Below are 18,967 nucleotides of genomic sequence, written 5' to 3' on the forward strand. Positions count from 1 at the left end.
TGAACGAACGCCCCTAAATAATAATTAAAGGAGGCGTTTGTTTTTATTCGTTCGCTTTTCTTCCCAAGCTATCATTAAATTTTTATGATAATCTTTTGGTTTCTCAATAGAAAACCAGTAAATTGAATGTGCAATAGTTGGTAGCCATCTTTTATAGCGGATGCGTATATTTTCATGGTGAGTATAGTGGGTCGAGATTAAAGTAGATTTTGACCCTTGAAAATTTTTACATGTAATGGCCTCGATTTCATACCAATGCACTTTATTCCCATGTAAATCTACTACAATTCCTTCATCATCCCAAAGTGAAATGTAAGTTTGAATGTAGATTTTTCATCGCGTATACTAAAATATATGTCATAGAGATAAAAAATTAAATACAAGGGGTTTTACAATGAAAGCAATTGTTATAGGGATACTGGCATCATTTTTCTTTGCCTTTACTTTTGTTTTAAACAGGGCAATGGACTTAGAAGGTGGAAGCTGGATTTGGAGTGCATCATTACGGTATTATTTTATGGTTCCAATGCTATTACTTATTGTTATGTATAGAGGGAACTTAAAGCAACTCTTTCAATATATGAAAAACAATCCGAAAGAATGGTTAGTGTGGAGTATCGTTGGATTTGGTCTCTTTTATGCACCGCTTAGTTTTGCTGGAGCGTTCGGACCGGGTTGGCTCGTTGCATCAACATGGCAAATTACAATCGTTGCAGGGATTTTGTTAACACCATTTTTTGCGGTGGATCCACTACATAAAAAACTTCCGATGAAGGAATTAGTAATGTCGGGCATTATTTTATTCGGTGTCGTTCTCATGCAAGTAGAACATGCTTCTTCATTAGGTATTCGTGAAACCGTTTTATGTGTAGTTCCTGTACTTATTGCAGCATTTGCGTATCCTCTTGGAAATAGAAAAATGATGCAAGTTTGTAAAGGGGAATTAGATGTATTTCAGCGAGTACTCGGTATGACATTAGCAAGTTTACCATTTTGGTTTTTATTATCTGGTTACGAAGTATCAACAGGCGGATTACCGTCAAGTAGCCAAGTTTTTCAATGTTTTATTGTAGCAGTTAGCTCTGGGTTAATCGCGACAGTATTATTTTTCTTTGCAACAGATCTTGTGAAAGATGATCCGCAAAAATTAGCAACAGTGGAAGCGACGCAGTCTGGTGAAGTTTTATTTGCGCTAGTAGGAGAGTTGATTTGGTTATCTGCACCAATTCCATCATCATTATCTTGGATTGGTATGAGTCTCGTTATTATTGGAATGATACTTCATAGTTATGTGGCTGTCGTTGTAAAAAAAGAAGAAAAAATAACGGCGTAATGAGATTAGCTCTTTTTATTAAGAGCTAGTCTTTTTTCATAGAAAGGGATGAAAGTATGAATTTACAGTGTGTTAAACAAATTGAGAAAGATTCAATATTAAATGTGCTACAATATGCCGTCGGTCCAAATGAAATAAGCTTAAAGAAAGCAGTAATATTTTATCAAAGTAATAAAGGGACTTTGTACAAATATGAAGAAAAAGCTTGTCTAGGTATTGAAATAATCGGAGAAACTAAAGCACGCATATGTCATATAGCAGTGGCTCCAGATTATCGTCAAAAAGGAATTGCACTGCAAATGATTAAAGAAGTGGTAAGGATATATCAATTGACTTATATAGAAGCGGAGACAGACGATGGGGCGGTAGAATTTTATAAAAGAATTGGTTTTCAAGTTAAAAGTTTAGGAGAAAAATATCCAGGGATAGAAAGACTTCATTGTTACATGGAAAAATAGTATAAAATATGCATATGGAGTATAGTTTGAAAAAATAGGATTTACATTTTTCTTCATTTCAAAAAAACTCTCGCTCATCATTATCTACGATTTTAATAGAGTTTTGAGGCTTCAGTATAATAATATACATATTTTTGTAGTAATGAATATGATTAAGTTAAAAATTAAAAAAAATATGATAATATATTTATATAAAAGTTTAAATTTACGTGGCTAGTGGGGGAACTAATATGAAAATGAATGAAATAGTAGCAAGTACACAATTTCCAAATACAATCGAAACAATAACAAAAGATTTAAAAGCATTAGGAGTCGAAAAAGGAATGACAATTATCGTTCATTCATCACTAAGTTCTATCGGGTGGATATCTGGTGGTGCCGTTGCTGTAGTAGAAGCATTAATGAAAGTTGTTACGGAAGAAGGAACGATAATAATGCCAACGCAATCTTCGGATTTGTCCGATCCGAAACATTGGTCAAGACCACCTGTACCGGAAGACTGGTGGCAAATTATCCGAGATAACGTCCCAGCATTTGATTCACGTATAACCCCAACAAGGGGAATGGGTGAAATAGTTGAATGTTTTCGTACATATCCGAATGTAGTACGTAGTAATCATCCGTTAGGAAGTTTTGCTGCATGGGGAAAACATGCAGTAGAAATAACAATGAACCATTCGTTATCAATGAGCTTTGGAGAAGAATCTCCATTAAGAAAAATATATGATTTAGACGGGTACGTATTATTAATTGGTGTTGGATATGATTCCAATACGTCTGTTCATTTATCCGAGGTGCGTTCTGGTGCATGTGAGTTAATACAAGTAGGAGCACCTATTATAGAAAACGGTGAAAGAGTGTGGAAAGAGTTTGTTGAAATGGATTACGAATCTGAGAAGTTTGTAGAAATTGGTGTGGAGTTTGAGCGAAAAGGAACTGTAAAAAATGGGAAGATAGGGAATGCAACGTGTCGTCTAATGAAACAGCGTGATATAGTTGACTTTGGAACAGAATGGTTTCGTAAGAAAAATTAGTAAGGGATGGTTACAATGAAGGGGAAAAAGGTATTAATTACGAGCGGTGGTTGTCTAGAAAAATGGGATCAAGTACGCGGGCATACGAATATGGCCAAAGGTACAATCGGAAGGATAATCGCAGAAGAACTTCTAGCTAAAGGGGCACATGTTATATATTTACACGGTTATTTTGCGGAGAAACCGAGTGATGTACATAGAGGGTTAGAATTACATCCATTTGAAGGAATCGTTGATTTACAAGATAAAATGAAAAGTATCATATCACATGAAAAGGTTGATGCAGTCATTATGGCAGCGGCTGGATCAGATTGGATTGTAGAGAAAATTTGTGATCAAGATGGTAATGTTCTTAATATGAACGGAAAAATTTCAAGTGATATAGCACCGATTATTCACTTTCAAAAGGCTCCAAAGGTATTAAAACAAATAAAAGAATGGGACCCAGAAACAGTACTTGTTGGTTTTAAACTTGAAAGTGATTTAAATGAAGAAGAACTGTTTGAAAGAGCAAAAAATAGAATGAAAGAAGCAAGGGCGAATGTAATGATTGCGAATTCACCACATTCTTTATATTCGCGCGGGGCTGTGCATTATGTAATTGGACAGGATGGTAAAGGGAAGTTGTGTAATGGGAAAGATGAAACAGCGAAAGAAATTGTCAAAAGCTTAGAGGTATTATGTAATCGTGTCACTGCTTTTTAAAATTAAGTTTTTAGATGAGAATGAATCCGCATAGTAATAAGTAAGCGAAACTTTAATTGGTGGGAATTTTACTTTTACACGAATGTGAAGCGTATACCAATCAAGAGCTATACACAGAATAATTGGTGAGGAGTGGATTCTATGGAACATTTATTAAAGCAAGCTATTAAACTTAGAAATGAAAAGAAATATGCGCAGTCTAAAGAGATGCTTATAGGATTAACAAACTTTACAAAGGATGCAGAAGTACTGTATCAGTGTGCGTGGATACATGATGTAATGGGGCTAGAAACAGAAGCAGTTCCGTATTATGAGCAGGCAATCGCAAATGGACTTGATGGCGAATCGCTTTGCGGTGCTTATATTGGTTTAGGAAGTACATATCGTTGTATAGGGGAATATGAAAAGGCAATTACAGTATTAGAAGCTGGGGTGAAAAAATTTCCAGAGAACGCTCCGATGAAAGTATTTTTATCATTAGCAAAATATAACGTAAACGATCACGAATCAGCGATGAAATTATTACTTGAAACTGTCGTGAAAGTAGAGGAAGTAAAAGAATTTGAACGTGCCATTTCATTTTATAAAGACCATTTAAATGAGGTTTTTAAATAAAGGAGTGAACGTATGAAGGTTACACTATCACGAAGGCGAAAAGGTATTTGGATTGGACTCGTCTCTTTAATTATGCTATCAAACTATTTATTGTATGCCCTTCCAATTGTACCAGTTGCGCCGAAAGAAGTTGTGCTTGGGTCATTATTAGATTGCTTGTTTGTCATTCCAATCATCACATATTTCTTCATTATTCGAAAAAGATACTCGTTAACATATATAGTTCCTGTTGTAATAGCTGGTTATATTTTTGCAAGATTTATTATTCCAAGTGATTATTTACAAGCTTTTTCATTCATCTCTTATATTATTGTTGCGGCTGAAATTGCATTTGTAGGTCTAGAATTATTCCTTCTCTATAAAATTGTTAGAGTGCTTCCTAAAATAATAAAAAAATATAAAGAATATAGAAGAGAAAATTATTCCTTTTCTTATGCAATTGATGCAGCGTTTGACACTACTATGAAAAGAGGTAAGTTAATAGATGTCATTCTAACAGAGTGTAAGTTAATCTATTATGCGTTTTTATCGTGGCGTGAAAAAGTACCAACAGGTAAATCTGTATACTCATATCATAAAAAGACTGGTGCTATAGGTGTGTATATCATGATTATTCACGCAACAGCAATTGAAAGCATTGGTTTTCATTATTTACTACATCAGTGGAATCCAGTAATAGCATGGATTTTACTTATTTTAAATGTATACGCGATGATTTATTTTATAGCTGAAATACAAGCGATGCGCAAAAATCCACTTGTCGTAACAGAAGAACAAGTAATCATTCAAATCGGATTAGGAAAGAAAATTGTTATGCCATTTACACAAATTGATAATATTGCGTTCTACAAGGGTGAATTGCTAACGGCAAAAGAAGGGAAGCAGGTATTGGATGCAACTGTTATGGAGTTCATAAAAGAACCTGCTACTTTTGAAATAACATTAAAAGAGCCAGTGAAAGCGCAGTTGTTATACGGCTTTTCTAAAACAGTAAGTCGTGTTTACTTAAATGTTGATGAAGAACGAAAATTTTATGATGCGGTTAAGGAAAAGTTAAAACATGAGTAATAGTACTGTTAGTTGCATGAAAACAAATGAGTTTCCGTTAGAAGTGAAAAAATATGAAACATGGATAGTGAAAAACTCTTTCTAAATAAGAAGGAGTTTTTATTATGTACTTGTATAAATCATTATATAAAAAACTATACACTTCTTTATCACTACATAAATAGATATAATTGAGGATAGAACTAGCATAAGGGGAAACAAAATAATGAATAAGTTACTTACATCGAAAATTGAAATTATAGAAAGAAAAATCCGGTATAACTCAACAATAGTAGATCACAATTGCTTATTACTTGAAAAGCAATCACAAAGTATCGTGTTATTTCACGAGGTGCAGTATTCATTTACAATGACTGCAAATGATACTAAGTTAACAATCCCAAAAGGGAGTTATACAATCGCATATTACTGGAGAGATCGTCCGTACAATTTATACGTATGGAGAGATATAAAAGGAAAGTATTTAGGTTCCTATTTTAATATCGTAAAAAACACACAAATAAAAGATGAAGTGGTTTCCTTTGAAGATTTAATCATCGATATTATGGTACTTCCAAATGGAGAATATTTCATATTGGATGAGGATGAATTACCAGAACCATTAGGAAATTTCGAAGGTGGTTATGTGAAGAAAGCTCTTTATGAATTAAAAGAAATCATTCAAAAAGAGCTTCCACCAATAGTTTTGGAGACAGCCAGGGTGCGGAGGAAATAAAATTTAATTACATAAATATTTTGAATGGAAATGAGTAGTCTCAAGTTATATGATCTAACTTTTTTGATCAATCTAAGGTTAGTAGCATATCTCTTGAGATTACTCTTTTTTTGTGGAAATTTCGTCGCTTAGTTATTAAATCGATTTTAAATTTATGAAATAATATTGACTGAATCAAGTTCAGTCGTTTATGATTGAATCAGATTCAGTCGTGGTGAAAACATTGTAGGAGATGACGTATGAAAAGAATATCAAAAGAACCAGATGTAAGACGCCAAGAGTTAATGGATATTGGTTTTGAACTATATATGAAAAATGGTATGAAAGGATTTGGCATAAAAGATGTTGTGAATCATGCAGGTGTAGCAACGGGCTTATTTTATTATTACTTCAAGTCTAAAGAGAATTTTGTTGATGAAGTTTTAAATGACTGTATTGTGAAAAATATGGAGTTAATTGAAGAAATACTTGTTTCAAATGAACGGTCTGTCATGCAAAAGATGAAAGATTCACTAGATATATTTTGGACATTTATTGAAAAGTTAGCACCCTATAAAAATGTGAGTTCGTTTCAGACGGAACAACATTTTCAACTGGAACAGAAATTATTCGCACGTATGCAACCGTTAATTAGACAAGTAATTGAAGAGGGAGTAAACATAGGGGTTTTTTATACTGATAACTCATTATTAGCTTCTGGGTTTATTCTATACGGTCTTAGCAGTATTGCTCATTCAGAAGTAAAGTTGAATCTAGATACAAAACATGAAATGGTTAATTTAGTATTAACTACACTACGATACAATCAAAAGGAAGGAGAAAGTTTATGAAAATTATTATCGATGGAAATAATATCTCACAAGAGCAACTTATAAAATGGAAAAGAGAACGGATAAAAAAAGTATTATATATATTAGGACATAAAGAGCCTGAAATAAATGATACAGACGTCATGATAAAACAGCTAACGGAAATAAAGTTGCGATATACATACAATGAAATGTACGAAAAGTTGAAATCAAAACTTAGATTAAGTGCAATAGGTATGCGTATCTGTACTCTTTTATCTGGCGATAGACGAAAATTTTCAAAAACTAGTATTTATTTAGATGGGATTACAGCAGAAGAAGCCATACATGGAATTGATAGTTTGATGCTTGAACAATCACGTGAAAATAACAAAGTGAATTTATCTGCTTGTCCTGATCACTATGTACTAAGACCCTTTGGGGAAAATGAATTAGAGGTTATCGAAACTACTGGTAATTCTCCGTTTCCAGTTCAATTTTTCATTGTTTTTGGTGACGAAACCGGATTGAAAACACCGAGAGATAAATCTTATCAATACCAATCAACAGGTGTTGCACGTATGAAAGATGGTACTACTATTGGTGGAGTTCGACATCAATTTAAAGATACTGATACAGGGATAGAAGTAAGTCTAGTTGTTGAGTTCCCAGCCCTTTGTCCTAATAGTCTAATTAAATCCCATCAAATGCATTTAGCGTGTGAGTTTTCTTATTGGTTACAGTGGATTAAAGATCAGAAAAAATAGTAAGTAAACGTCGTTTAAATAAACAAAAGTAAAATGTTCAAACAAATCATATGTATGTTTTAATAAAACCTAGTTGACTTATCGGAAATATTTGTATAATATGTACTTAATTCCATAACGTATTGCTGATTGGAGAAACCAAAGGCATTTTATCAACAGATAAAATGCCTTTGGTTTTTTTATTGCACAAATACTGAATCTGTTCATTTATATGAATCATTTTAAGGGGGGGAAGAAATGACTGTTTCAATTGATGGGGTATCAAAATATTTTTTGAAACAAACTGGTACGGTTCAAGTGCTAGAGAATATTAATTTTCAATTAGAGGAAGGGGATTTTGTTACAGTAATTGGTCCGAGTGGGTGCGGAAAAAGTACATTACTAAAAATTGTTGCAGGTCTAGATAATGATTTTGAAGGTGAAGTTGTTATTGACGGGGAGCCTATCTTAAAAACGAGCAAGAAACAAGGTTTTATTTTTCAAGAACATAGGCTTTTTCCATGGTTAACAGTTGAAGAAAATATAGCGGCAGATTTGTCGTTAAAAGATAAGTATGTGAAAGATAAGGTGAGAGAATGGGTTGAAATCGTTCGGTTAGATGGCTTTGAAAAATCGTATCCGAAAGAAATTTCAGGCGGGATGTCACAACGTGTTGCGATAGCGAGAGCGTTATTAAGAGATCCAAATGTATTATTACTTGATGAACCTTTTGGAGCGCTGGATGCTTTTACTCGAAGTCATTTACAAGAAGTATTGCTAAATATTTGGGAGCAGAAGAAAACAACAATGATATTCGTTACACATGATATAGACGAAGCGATATATCTTTCAAACCGAATCATCATTATGAGTGCAAAACCAGGGAAAATACATAAAGTGATTGAAAATAATTTGCCTTATCCGCGAAATAAAACTTCTCAATCGTTCCAACAACTTCGAACGAAAGTATTACAGCAGTTTGAATATGGAGGGTTGATTCAAACAAGTATATAGGAAAAGGGTGATTTTATATGTATAAAAAATTTAAAATTCTTTCTTTTGCTTTAGCTATATCAGTATGTTTATTAGGATGTGAAAAAAGTACAGCAAGTAGTAAGAAAGAAGATGTAACAATACAAATTGGTATACAGCAAGGGTTAAGCCCGCTATTACTAGCAAAGAAAAAGGGGTGGTTTGAAGAGGAGTTTAAAAAAGAAGGAGTTAAAGTGAAATGGACAGAGTTCCAAAGTGGACCTCCTTATTTTGAAGCAATCGCATCAAACCGATTAGACTTTGGTGAAGTAGGGAATTCTCCAGTCATTTCAGCGCAAGCAGCAGGTATTGGATTTACCGAAATCGCCAATACAAGTTATGCGAGAAAAGGAACTGGAATTCTCGTTCAAAAAGATAGCAAGATTGCGAGTGTAAAAGAGTTAAAAGGTAAAAAAATTGCAGTAGCAAAAGGAAGTAGTGCCTTTAATTTATTGTATCGAGCACTTGATAAAGAAGGGATTGATGCAAAAGAGGTAAATGTCATTCAATTACAACCAGATGAAGCGCAGCCTGCATTTGAATCAGGATCAGTAGATGCATGGGCGATTTGGGACCCTTTCATATCATTACATACGTTAAATAAAGGTGCGAAGGTGATTGCAGACGGTGAAACATTAAATGTCTCTTCACCAGAATTTTTAATTACGAGAACAAAATTTGCGAAAGAACATCCAGAATTAGTTGAGAAATTCCTCAAAGTTTATGAGAAAGCACGTGTATGGCAAGATGCTAACTTAGATGAAGCAATAAAAGTATATACTTCTGTAAAAAAGATAGATGCGGAGATCGTAAAAGAAGTGTTTAATCACGACAAACCAATTTTAGTTCCGGTAACGAAGGAAATAATAGCAGAACAACAAAAGACAGCGGATTTTCAATATAAGCTTGGTTCTATAAAGAAAGAAACTAAGGCGGAAAAAGTTGTAGATAATTCTTTCGTAGAAAAAGCATTGAAAGCGAAGTGAAAAGAGGTTTTGTAAAGTGGAAAATACGAAAGCTGTTATGAAACCAGCGAGTATAACGATTGAGAAAAACAGAGTTAAGAATGTGCGAAAGTTAAATGTAAAAGTTTTAGTAAGGGCAATTACTATACCGGTTATTATATTAATAATTTGGCAGTTAGCTGGCGTATTCGGCCTTGTTTCTAAAACAGTTTTACCAACACCATTAGATATTTTTTTAGCTTTCCAAGAGCTTATTAAAACAGGAGAGTTATTCGGCCATTTAAGTATTAGTGTATTCAGGGCTGCGGCTGGTTTCTTTATTGGTGGGGGCTTAGGAATCATTTTAGGAACGATTGTTGGATTTTCAACGAGAAGTGAGCAATATTTAGATCCATCTGTGCAAATGTTAAGAACTGTACCTCATCTAGCTGTTGCGCCACTTTTCGTATTATGGTTCGGTTTTGGTGAAACATCGAAAGTGTTATTAATTGCAGATGGTGCATTTTTTCCTTTATACGTAAACGCATTTTTAGGTATTAGAGGTGTGGATTCAAAGTTATTTGATGTAGCGAGAGTGTTAGAGTTTAGCAAAAGAAAACTAATTACGAAACTCATTTTACCATCTGCATTGCCTAACCTTTTACTAGGAGCAAGGTTATCGTTAGGTGTTGCATGGGTGAGTTTAGTAGTAGCAGAACTTATGGGATCTACAGAAGGTATTGGTTATATGATTATGGATGCAAGGCAATTTTCAAATACAGATATCGTATTTGTCGGCATAATTATCTTTGCATTTGTTGGGAAGTTTTCTGACTCTCTAGTACGTTTACTAGAAGCGAAGTTTTTAAGATGGCGAGATAATTTTAAAGGTGAGACTGGGAATTAACATATAAATTATTAGGGGTAATTTATATAGAATGTGTTAGTATACGATTCAAAATAAATAAGGGGTGTGTAAAGGCATGGAATTATTATGGTTTATTCCGGCTTATGGAGATGGTCGATATTTAGGAACGACAAAACGAGGAAGAGCAGCTGAATATGGTTATTATAAGCAAGTTGCTGCGGCAGCTGATTATTTAGGATATACGGGTGTTTTACTTCCAACTGGTCAAGGATGTGAAGACCCTTGGGTGTTAGCTTCAGCTCTTGCTGCTGAAACAGAAAAATTAAAATTTTTAGTAGCAGTGAGACCAGGACTAATGTCCCCTACAGTTGCAGCGAGGATGGCATCTACATTTGATAGAATTTCAGATGGGAGACTGCTTATTAATGTAGTAGCTGGAGGAGATCCAGTTGAACTACAAGGAGATGGATTATATCTTGATCATGATGAAAGGTATGAAGCAGCGGATGAATTTTTAAAAGTTTGGAAATCGACATTGCAAGGTGAAACGATCTCTTTAGAAGGAAAACATATTCAAGTTACAGATAGTAAAGTTGTATTCCCACCAGTTCAAACGCCATATCCTCCTATATATTTCGGAGGATCATCAGCTGCTGGAAAAGAAGTAGCAGCTGAACATAGTAATGTATATTTAACGTGGGGAGAGCCGCCAGAGCAAGTAAAAGAAAAAGTAGAAGAAGTAAGAAAACTTGCAGAAGAGAAGGGGCGTACAGTCCGATTTGGCATTAGATTACACGTAATTGTAAGAGAGACAGAAGAAGAAGCATGGGAAGAGGCCGAACGTTTAATTCAATATGTGGATAATGAAACAATTGAGCTTGCTCAAAAGACATTTGCAAGATATGATTCGGTTGGTCAAAAACGGATGACACATTTAAATAAAGGTACGAGAGAGTCGTTAGAGATAAGCCCTAATTTATGGGCTGGTATCGGACTTGTAAGAGGTGGGGCAGGTACTGCACTTGTAGGCGATCCGCATACAGTAGCAGAAAGGATAAAAGAATATGAATCGTTAGGAATTGATACGTTTGTTTTATCAGGATATCCGCATTTAGAAGAAGCGTATGAAGTGGCAGAATTGTTATTCCCATTATTGAAAGACAAGAAGAAAGAAGAAAATAAAATTGTTGGTGAAATGATTGCTGATGCATATGCATTAAAAAAATAGTGAGAAATAAAGTTTCACTTATTTATTGCTTCATTTTGTTTACTGCCTGTTAATAGGGTATAAAAAATCCGCAAGTTATTCGCTTGCGGGTTTTCATCGTAAATTATTAGAAAATATGGTAAAATCAAAGGGTAACTTAAGGTGCGGTTGGTTGTTCAATTATCACTTCTCCGAGTAGGAGGGGGGTGATAATACGTGAGTGAAATAGCGTTGCTACTGCAGGGTGGACTGTTTCTCGTTGCATTGTTAACGTTCGTCGTCGTTTTAATAGACAAGCTCAAAAAATAACAACCCACCTATGCCTATAGAATGTGGGTTGTTTTGTTTGTAAGAAACAAATAGGATAAATGAACAATCCAATCTGCTAAGTTACGTGGACTAGTGTGTAGCCGCACACTAGTCTTTTTTATTTATATACAATTTATAATTGGTTTATGTGATTGTATTGTTCTTTTCATACTCATTATAACACAGTGTCTTTTCATCAAGAAAGGAGACCGTATGTTCTGGTATCTATTATATAGTAGGTGCTTTTTCTTTGAACAGCCCATCCATATACTGTTTTAAACTTTGGACATAAAATTTCTGTGTATTCACATTATTTACACCGACAATGGGTGATGGAAGGTCAAATCTTTTTTCTGATAAATGAACGACAACATCAAAGATGTCAAACAAACGAATGAAGCAAAACAGACCGTCTTTATCGCTAAGTAAAATAAAGTAATGATTTTCACTACTTGTATTTAACGTATTCCATAAAGAACTTTTGCTTAAATCACGTACAATACTTTTTTCTTTTAGTTCCACGAAATCTGCATTTGAGAGAATGGTAGAAATATCAATCGCATCTTGATCTTCAAAGTAGCCATCAACTGCTTGTACAGCGAATGTATAAGCCATTTTTAATATACTCATTTTATATTTACGGTTATCTAATAGTAATTCCCGTTGAATAGAACTCGCTACTTTCGTTACACGTTCCTCTTTCCAAATTTCATTATGTAAGGAAATATCGTGCTTTTTACATAGTTTCATAATTAATGCATTAGAATAAAGAATTTCGTCGCTTACTTCGACAACATCAGTCTCAGCAGCCGCAAGTTCCTCACCGTGCTCATTCGTATAGAGTGGGGAATCAATTTGTCTTTTCATTTGTTCAATCTTAAATTGACTCAATTTATGCCTAATTAAAGGACGATCAATATTTGTTGTCATTTGTTCATGACAAGTATCACAAATTGAGTTTGTGAAATAATATCCACATAATATTTCTGGAATGACATATTGTTCACTAAGTTCTTTCGTATCTTTTCTGCATATGATGCATTGTGTCATTTTTATCACCTTTACCTGCAAATTTGTATGTAATCTCATTGTAGTGTATTTATCGGTATTTTGGAATATTGTAAAGGAAAATATTATGTGAAATTCATACTTATTTTGGTACAATGAAGAGAAGTGCTAGTTTAAAGGAGGCCGTTTTTTTGAAATCAAAAGTGCACTTTTGGACATTAGAAGTGCTAATGGTTGTAGGAATCATATTTATTTGCACAAAAATATCATTTTTATTTCAACCGATTGGTATCTTCATATCAACATTATTTTTCCCAATCTTAATCGCGCTTTTTTTATACTTCATATTTAATCCTGTATTAATCTTTTTGGAGAATAAAAAAGTACCTAGAAATTTAGCGATATTGCTGTTATATCTTTTTATCATAACATTAACTGCGGTTGGCGTTGGAGTAGTTGTTCCTACGATTTCACAACAGCTAATGGACTTAGTAAAAAATATGCCAGGCTACATAAAAGAGGGAAAAGTATACATACAAGAATTATCACATCATAGGTTGTTTGAATGGTTATCTACACAAAACTACGTTTCCATTGAAACAATTGAAAAAAATGCGATTGAATACTTAAAAGATATACCAAATACAATTACGTCGAGTGCAACGGCTTTATTTGGTATTATCACGAACGTTGCATTAGTTGTATTTACTGTACCGTTCATTTTATTTTACATGTTTAAAGATGGACATGCCTTTCCAGGAAAAGCGGTAAGTTTATTACCAGAGTCTTACCGTGAAGAGGGGCTTCGTATCATTAAGGAAACGAACGAAACATTATCTGCATATATTCAAGGGCAAGCGCTCGTTTGTATATTTGTAGGTGCGTTTACTTTTATCGGTTATTTAATTATCGATTTACCGTACGCTTTCGTTTTAGGAATTATCGCAGCATTTACAAACATCATTCCTAACTTAGGTCCATTTATCGGGGCAGCACCAGCTGTTATTGTAGGACTGTTCGTATCTCCGATGCAAGCCTTATACGTAATTATTATCGTAACAATTGTACAACAGTTTGAAAGTAATATTATTTCACCACGTATTATGAGCTCGAAATTAAACATCCACCCATTAACAATTATTATCCTAATTTTAGGGGTAGGAAACTTTGCTGGAATCATCGGAATGATTTTAGCAGTACCAGTTTATGCAGTAACAAAAACAGTTGTTTCGAACTTAGTGAGATTGTTTAAGACGAAGAGAAGTAACCGAAAATAGTAAAAACTGAGGAAGATACACCGCTTTTTAAGTGGTGTATCCTTTTGTTTATAAATAATTAAAAGTGGGTTGATTTGATTTTATTATATATTTTTTATACATCAAATTCAGTGATAAACTTGTGTGGTATAAGCTCTATAAAACTATGTGGAATCCCTCTGAACTATCCAAATCATTTCCTTACAGCGTGCTATCAACATCATAATCGACTCCTTTCAATTCCATATAGTTAAACGATTAAAGGTGAGTGTAGTATTTGCTTCTACGATCTCGAATTTCATTAATAACTTGTTTATATTGTCTTTCTTGTTTTAATTCATTTTGAGATATTGTTTCTTTTTGAATCGTAATCGTTAAAAAGAAAAGGTGAAACTTCATATGTGAATTCCTCCTTTCGAATTGGAATTACAGATGACTACAGTAATGACTTTGTCTTTCTTTTACAGAATTCATAGCCTGATTAATTTGACGTTCATGAAGCATTTCAGACTCAGAAAATTTTTTTTTTTGAATGGTAATGGTTAAAAAGAATACTTTAAATTTCATAAAATAATTGCCCCTTTATAAGTGATTTAGAAAAAACGAGTGTAATAAGAAATTACAGGTGACTACAGTAATGACTTTGTCTTTCTTTTACAGAATCCATAGCCTGATTAATTTGTCGCTCATGAAGCATTTCAGACTCGGAAAATTTATTTTTTTGAATGGTAATGGTTAAAAAGAATACTTTAAATTTCATAAAATAATTACCCCTTTATAAGTGATTTAGAAAAGACGAGTGTAATAAGAAGATTGGCGCTCTTTTACTTCGTCCATAATGTTTTGAATGTGTTGTTCACGTAAAATCTCTTTCTGTGAAAGCTTACGTTTTTGAATGGTGATTGTTAAAAAGAATGCTTTAAATTTCATGAATATATTACCCCTTTAAAATATATTTTTAATACATTTGAGTGTAGTATGAACTTTTAATGTCAGTTATTTTATCAGTCAGTTGTTTTAACTGTTGTTTACGATTGATTTCAGTTTCAGATAAAGTATGTTTTTGAAGTACAGTCGTAAAAAAGAAAATATGAAAAGTCATAAATGAATTCCTCCTTTCGAAAAGGAATTACAGGTGATCACAGTAAAGTGCTTGGCGCTCCTTAACATCATTCATAGCTTTTTCAATTTGCTCATTATGAAGAATTTCATCTTTAGAAATTGTATTTCTTTGAATCGTAATACTTAAAAACAATACGCTAATAGTCATTGAATGTTGCTCCTTTCTTAGAAAAATAATGTAAGAGACTAAAAAATCGCGCAAAAAAACCACAGGAAGATACAGTTCTCCTATGGCTGGGCGTGAAAAAGCCACAGGAAAGTATACGACCTCCTGTGGCGAATTTATGAATTAAATGAAATAAATTACGATTTTCAATTCTCCATTAGGGTGGTCGAATTCATATTTAATTGTCCAGAAAACACAGGTGCAGTTAACGCTAAAGTTAATGCATGTAATTGTAATTTCATCATTTCCTTCGACCTCCTTTTAGAATTTTTTTCTTACGTTAGTAAGTATATACAATTAATGGATAATTGTAAACATAAAAAATGAAAATTTTTAATTTTGATTAAAATGCGTATATTTAAAAAGGGATTTGAAAGTAAATATTGTAATTAACGAAATATCGATAAAAATGGGGGATGCTAAATGAAATATATGCATCATAACATAATCGTTATGCTAACAATTTTTTTATTCATTACGGCTTGTTCTAACGGGGAAAGAATAAAAGATATATATGATGTTAGGTCAGATGATTTTAAGAAATATACTGGGACATACGTTGGTAATAATTCAGATGTGGTTGCAATTATTAATCATTTACCTGGTGGTGGAACAGTTCAAAGTATAAGTTTAGAAAATGAAAATATAAAAGTGAACTATGGTGCAAAAGAGAGTGGAGCTCTTACAGAAGAAATGATTGAGACGTATTGGTTTGATGAGAAAGATACGATGAAGAAGAATTTTCTCTTTAATGCTACCTATCTAGTAATTTTAGTACCAAACGCAAAAGCTTATGAGTTTCAAATAGAAAATAAAAACTTTAAGATAACGAGGGAAGAAATGTTATCAATTTTGCATAGGGAATTCGATGATTTTCCAAAAGAAAAAGATATATGGGATAAAAATAAAGTTATAAAGTTCTTTAACGGCAATGAAGAAAAAATTAAAATGCTTGTGGAAGATAAAGATTTTCGGAAATCTTTATTTGCTAAATATCCAGTGAGCCAGTTGAAATAATGGAGGGGAGAAGATGGAGTTAGTATACAAAATTTCTTATCATAGAATGCAGGATCATTATTTACCTAAATTAGTACAGGCAATTAGGCTCGTTAGTGAAGAAGATTTGTGGAAAAAAGAGACCTCTGTTAATTCAATTGGTGGAATCGTACTACATATTTGTGAACATTTACAGAGAAATACAAGGCGTTATAAGGATCCAAATATAGTTTTTGAAAATGGAATTGAAGAATATTTTCCAGTGAAACAAATAAGCTCTGAAGCTTTGTTAAAAACTGTTGAAGAAATATTTGATGAGTGGGGCAAAGCATATATACAGGTCTGGGAAGAAAAAAGGCATATTGATCTTCAAAGTCTATTACATTTGGTTGAGCATACAAGCTATCATTTAGGGCAAGTAGTAGATCGTACAAAATGTATTGAGGGACAACAGTTTAATTTTTGTCAAAATGGTATAAATGAAAAGAATTTGAGAACAAGAGTTGAAACTTCGAATTTTTAGAAAGAGAGACATTCTTAATTGAATGACTCTCTTTTTCGTAAAAGAAATTTATGGAAAAAAATAATTCTATGTGATATGGTTAATTACATAAGTAATTAACCTATGAACCTAAGGTGGTGAAAATGTGAAGCCGACTCTAGAACAAAATAAATTAATATACATACAAATTGCAGAAACGATTGAATCTGATATTTTAAAAGACATATTGCTTGAAGAAGAACAAGTTCCATCGACAAATCAATTTGCGAAGATGTTACAAATAAATCCGGCTACCGCAGCTAAAGGGGTGAATGTATTAGTGGATGAGGGGATTTTATATAAAAAGAGAGGGATCGGGATGTTTGTTGCAAAAGGAGCAAAAGAAGTTGTACTAAAAAAAAGACAAAATACTTTTATGACTGAATATTTACCTAAAGTGTGGGAAGAAGCGAAAGTACTAGAAATATCAAAAGATGAATTGATGGATATGATTCAAAAGATTACGAAGGAGGGGAAAGAGGGATGATTGCACTTGAAACGAAAGATGTAACGAAAAAGTATAAAAAGAAAATAGCTGTAAATGAAGTAACGATTTCATTGGAAGAGAATAAAATATATGGTTTGCTTGGAAGGAACGGAGCAGGGAAAACGACTTTATTAAATTTACTAGCAGGACAAATTACTTCAAGTAGTGGAAGTGTATCAATATTTGGTGAAGATGTTTTTGAAAATAGTAAAGCGATGCAAAATATTTGTTTCGTTAGAGTAAAAGAAGAGTCTCATTTAAGTTATAGCGTAAAAGAAATTTTTAAGATATGTAACATGTTTTATAAAAATTGGGATCAGAAGTTTGCTGAAGAACTGGCGGGTAAATTTCAGCTTAATATAACAGAGAAATACCATAAACTATCTCATGGCATGCAAACAGTTGTAGGAATTATTAAAGGGTTAGCAAGCAGAGCGACAATTACTATTTTTGATGAACCAACTACAGGATTAGACGCAGCACATCGTGAGTTATTTTATAGTTTACTACTAGAAGATTACGGGGAGTATCCCAGAACAATTATATTATCAACACATCTGGTAGAAGAAGTAACCCATGTTATTGAAGAAGTAATTATCATAAAAGAAGGTGCACTTGTTGTTCAATCAACAGTGGAAGATTTATTGCAACAAGGTCATATTATTTCAGGGCAAAAAGGTAAAGTGGAGGAGTTCTTGATTAATAAAAAAGTTATAAATAAAGAAATTTATGGGAATAAAGGTATTGCTGTTATATGGGAAGGGCTTTCTAATGAAGATTGTTACTCTCTTGAAAAAGAAGGTTTAGTAATTGATAGAATTACATTACAAAAACTATTTATTCACATGACTGGTGGTGAAGTGGAATGACGATGTTAATGAAACAATTGAGGTTACATATAAATTTTCATTATAAAGCAATTTTAATATTTTGGATTGTAGCTTTATTAATAAAAGGAGCTTTATATGCTGCTCATTTAAATGAAGCGAAAGTTGGTTATTTACCCGAAATTATCAATAATCCTTCAATTGCAATTATGATTTTTATAGTAGGGAGTGTTTTCATTGTTCAAGATGATTTATTTCGTTTAGCAGTTTCATTTGGTATAACGAGAATACAATATTTTATCGGAGCGATTTGCTATATTGTGTTGCAATCCGCATTGTTTTCATTCCTTCAAATACTGTTTTTACAAGATATAAAATATAACTTAGTAAATGTTAACTTTGGAGAGCAATTAATACAACAGTTTATTTTACAATTTTTATTTTATGTTACGATAGCATGTTTCTTTCAAGTAGTAGTAATTTTTAAGCAAAGATTTCAATGGATTGGTCTCATGATTGGTGGGTCGCTTTTCCTTTCAACAAATAGTGTGCTGTATGGAGAAGTAGGGATAAAAGGATTGTTATTTACAAATGATGTATCTTTAATAGATATCCCTTATTTTATTGTTATTTCAATTGGATTAACAATTCTTTATATCATAACTAGTAGTATATTTATTCGTAAAGTATCATTTGAACGAACAGTTTAAAATAGTGATAGATTATTCTTTTAGGGAGAAGG

At 33.0% G+C, this 18,967-nt stretch carries 27 protein-coding genes; 20 read left to right on the top strand and 7 right to left on the bottom strand.

The window, feature by feature from the left end:
- Positions 1-394 precede the first annotated feature (394 nt).
- The 14 genes from DN401_RS00160 to DN401_RS30045 all read left to right on the top strand — a co-directional run bounded on the left by DN401_RS00160 (position 395) and on the right by DN401_RS30045 (position 11,822).
- Complete coding sequence (locus tag DN401_RS00160; protein ID WP_000644594.1) at positions 395-1,333, top strand: DMT family transporter; 939 nt, start codon at positions 395-397, stop codon at positions 1,331-1,333.
- Positions 1,334-1,389: 56 nt separating this feature from the next.
- Positions 1,390-1,791 (top strand): GNAT family N-acetyltransferase, encoded by a 402-nt coding sequence (locus tag DN401_RS00165; protein ID WP_001053116.1) that lies wholly within the window; start codon positions 1,390-1,392, stop codon positions 1,789-1,791.
- Between the two features lie 230 nt (positions 1,792-2,021).
- Entirely contained in the window at positions 2,022-2,825 is an 804-nt protein-coding gene (locus DN401_RS00170; RefSeq protein ID WP_000783346.1) for an AAC(3) family N-acetyltransferase, read from the top strand.
- A 15-nt stretch (positions 2,826-2,840) separates the two neighbouring features.
- Positions 2,841-3,530, top strand: coding sequence for a phosphopantothenoylcysteine decarboxylase domain-containing protein (locus DN401_RS00175; protein ID WP_000676726.1), 690 nt, complete (start codon positions 2,841-2,843; stop codon positions 3,528-3,530).
- A 141-nt stretch (positions 3,531-3,671) separates the two neighbouring features.
- Positions 3,672-4,145 (top strand): tetratricopeptide repeat protein, encoded by a 474-nt coding sequence (locus DN401_RS00180; RefSeq protein WP_000400636.1) that lies wholly within the window; start codon positions 3,672-3,674, stop codon positions 4,143-4,145.
- A gap of 12 nt (positions 4,146-4,157) precedes the next feature.
- Positions 4,158-5,213: a hypothetical protein gene (locus tag DN401_RS00185; protein WP_000869230.1), complete on the top strand. Its 1,056-nt coding sequence runs from the start codon at positions 4,158-4,160 to the stop codon at positions 5,211-5,213.
- A 205-nt stretch (positions 5,214-5,418) separates the two neighbouring features.
- The gene (locus tag DN401_RS00190) at positions 5,419-5,928 is read left to right on the top strand and encodes a ribonuclease FAU-1 family protein (RefSeq protein ID WP_001037883.1); all 510 of its coding nucleotides are present in this window, start codon (positions 5,419-5,421) and stop codon (positions 5,926-5,928) included.
- 239 nt (positions 5,929-6,167) lie between these two features.
- Positions 6,168-6,758: a TetR/AcrR family transcriptional regulator gene (locus DN401_RS00195; RefSeq protein ID WP_000822621.1), complete on the top strand. Its 591-nt coding sequence runs from the start codon at positions 6,168-6,170 to the stop codon at positions 6,756-6,758.
- Positions 6,755-7,483, top strand: a complete 729-nt coding sequence (locus tag DN401_RS00200; RefSeq protein ID WP_000691330.1) for a hypothetical protein — start codon at positions 6,755-6,757, stop codon at positions 7,481-7,483. The genes DN401_RS00195 and DN401_RS00200 overlap by 4 nt, the downstream gene beginning before the upstream one ends.
- A 237-nt stretch (positions 7,484-7,720) precedes the next feature.
- Entirely contained in the window at positions 7,721-8,476 is a 756-nt protein-coding gene (locus tag DN401_RS00205) for an ABC transporter ATP-binding protein (RefSeq protein ID WP_000218576.1), read from the top strand.
- A 17-nt stretch (positions 8,477-8,493) separates the two neighbouring features.
- On the top strand, positions 8,494-9,480 hold the full coding sequence (locus DN401_RS00210) for an aliphatic sulfonate ABC transporter substrate-binding protein (RefSeq protein WP_060852027.1): 987 nt from the start codon (positions 8,494-8,496) through the stop codon (positions 9,478-9,480).
- A gap of 16 nt (positions 9,481-9,496) precedes the next feature.
- The gene (locus DN401_RS00215) at positions 9,497-10,345 is read left to right on the top strand and encodes an ABC transporter permease (RefSeq protein ID WP_000432128.1); all 849 of its coding nucleotides are present in this window, start codon (positions 9,497-9,499) and stop codon (positions 10,343-10,345) included.
- Positions 10,346-10,421: 76 nt separating this feature from the next.
- A complete protein-coding gene (gene ssuD / locus DN401_RS00220; RefSeq protein WP_000422246.1) occupies positions 10,422-11,534 on the top strand; it encodes an FMNH2-dependent alkanesulfonate monooxygenase in 1,113 nt (370 codons plus the stop codon).
- 195 nt (positions 11,535-11,729) lie between these two features.
- Positions 11,730-11,822, top strand: coding sequence for a putative holin-like toxin (locus tag DN401_RS30045; protein WP_001289320.1), 93 nt, complete (start codon positions 11,730-11,732; stop codon positions 11,820-11,822).
- Positions 11,823-12,050: 228 nt separating this feature from the next.
- On the opposite strand, the gene DN401_RS00225 is transcribed toward DN401_RS30045, so the two are convergent.
- Positions 12,051-12,872 (bottom strand): HNH endonuclease, encoded by an 822-nt coding sequence (locus tag DN401_RS00225; RefSeq protein WP_000189709.1) that lies wholly within the window; start codon positions 12,870-12,872, stop codon positions 12,051-12,053.
- A gap of 149 nt (positions 12,873-13,021) precedes the next feature.
- Between DN401_RS00225 and DN401_RS00230 the strand changes: the two genes are divergently transcribed.
- Entirely contained in the window at positions 13,022-14,107 is a 1,086-nt protein-coding gene (locus DN401_RS00230; RefSeq protein WP_000837892.1) for an AI-2E family transporter, read from the top strand.
- A gap of 237 nt (positions 14,108-14,344) precedes the next feature.
- Here DN401_RS00230 and DN401_RS00235 read toward each other — a convergent pair whose 3' ends face one another.
- Genes DN401_RS00235 through DN401_RS00260 form a run of 6 tightly spaced genes read right to left on the bottom strand, consistent with a single transcriptional unit; the run spans position 14,345 to position 15,356 of the window.
- Positions 14,345-14,485: a YrzI family small protein gene (locus DN401_RS00235; protein WP_000668498.1), complete on the bottom strand. Its 141-nt coding sequence runs from the start codon at positions 14,483-14,485 to the stop codon at positions 14,345-14,347.
- Positions 14,486-14,512: 27 nt separating this feature from the next.
- Entirely contained in the window at positions 14,513-14,653 is a 141-nt protein-coding gene (locus tag DN401_RS00240) for a YrzI family small protein (RefSeq protein ID WP_065224506.1), read from the bottom strand.
- 52 nt (positions 14,654-14,705) lie between these two features.
- The gene (locus DN401_RS00245) at positions 14,706-14,846 is read right to left on the bottom strand and encodes a YrzI family small protein (RefSeq protein WP_000669805.1); all 141 of its coding nucleotides are present in this window, start codon (positions 14,844-14,846) and stop codon (positions 14,706-14,708) included.
- 26 nt (positions 14,847-14,872) lie between these two features.
- Positions 14,873-15,016, bottom strand: a complete 144-nt coding sequence (locus tag DN401_RS00250; protein ID WP_000668963.1) for a YrzI family small protein — start codon at positions 15,014-15,016, stop codon at positions 14,873-14,875.
- A gap of 28 nt (positions 15,017-15,044) precedes the next feature.
- Positions 15,045-15,188: a YrzI family small protein gene (locus tag DN401_RS00255; protein ID WP_000142712.1), complete on the bottom strand. Its 144-nt coding sequence runs from the start codon at positions 15,186-15,188 to the stop codon at positions 15,045-15,047.
- A gap of 27 nt (positions 15,189-15,215) precedes the next feature.
- Positions 15,216-15,356, bottom strand: coding sequence for a YrzI family small protein (locus DN401_RS00260; protein ID WP_000156193.1), 141 nt, complete (start codon positions 15,354-15,356; stop codon positions 15,216-15,218).
- Between the two features lie 441 nt (positions 15,357-15,797).
- On the opposite strand from DN401_RS00260, the gene DN401_RS00265 reads away from it, so the two are divergent.
- The 5 genes from DN401_RS00265 (at position 15,798) to DN401_RS00285 (ending at position 18,935) form a co-directional block, all read left to right on the top strand.
- A complete protein-coding gene (locus DN401_RS00265) occupies positions 15,798-16,391 on the top strand; it encodes a DUF4825 domain-containing protein (protein WP_074047318.1) in 594 nt (197 codons plus the stop codon).
- 13 nt (positions 16,392-16,404) lie between these two features.
- Positions 16,405-16,893 carry a DinB family protein gene (locus DN401_RS00270; RefSeq protein ID WP_074047317.1) on the top strand — a complete coding sequence of 163 codons (489 nt, stop codon included), beginning with the start codon at positions 16,405-16,407 and terminating at the stop codon, positions 16,891-16,893.
- A gap of 124 nt (positions 16,894-17,017) precedes the next feature.
- Entirely contained in the window at positions 17,018-17,398 is a 381-nt protein-coding gene (locus tag DN401_RS00275; protein WP_000805185.1) for a GntR family transcriptional regulator, read from the top strand.
- Complete coding sequence (locus DN401_RS00280; RefSeq protein ID WP_000560923.1) at positions 17,395-18,267, top strand: ABC transporter ATP-binding protein; 873 nt, start codon at positions 17,395-17,397, stop codon at positions 18,265-18,267. The genes DN401_RS00275 and DN401_RS00280 overlap by 4 nt, the downstream gene beginning before the upstream one ends.
- On the top strand, positions 18,264-18,935 hold the full coding sequence (locus DN401_RS00285; protein WP_000178200.1) for a DUF4052 domain-containing protein: 672 nt from the start codon (positions 18,264-18,266) through the stop codon (positions 18,933-18,935). Before DN401_RS00280 ends, DN401_RS00285 begins: the two co-directional genes overlap by 4 nt.
- The last annotated feature ends 32 nt before the right edge of the window (positions 18,936-18,967 follow it).

It is taken from the genome of Bacillus sp. BF2-3 (assembly GCF_008368795.1).
GTDB lineage: Bacteria > Bacillota > Bacilli > Bacillales > Bacillaceae_G > Bacillus_A > Bacillus_A cereus.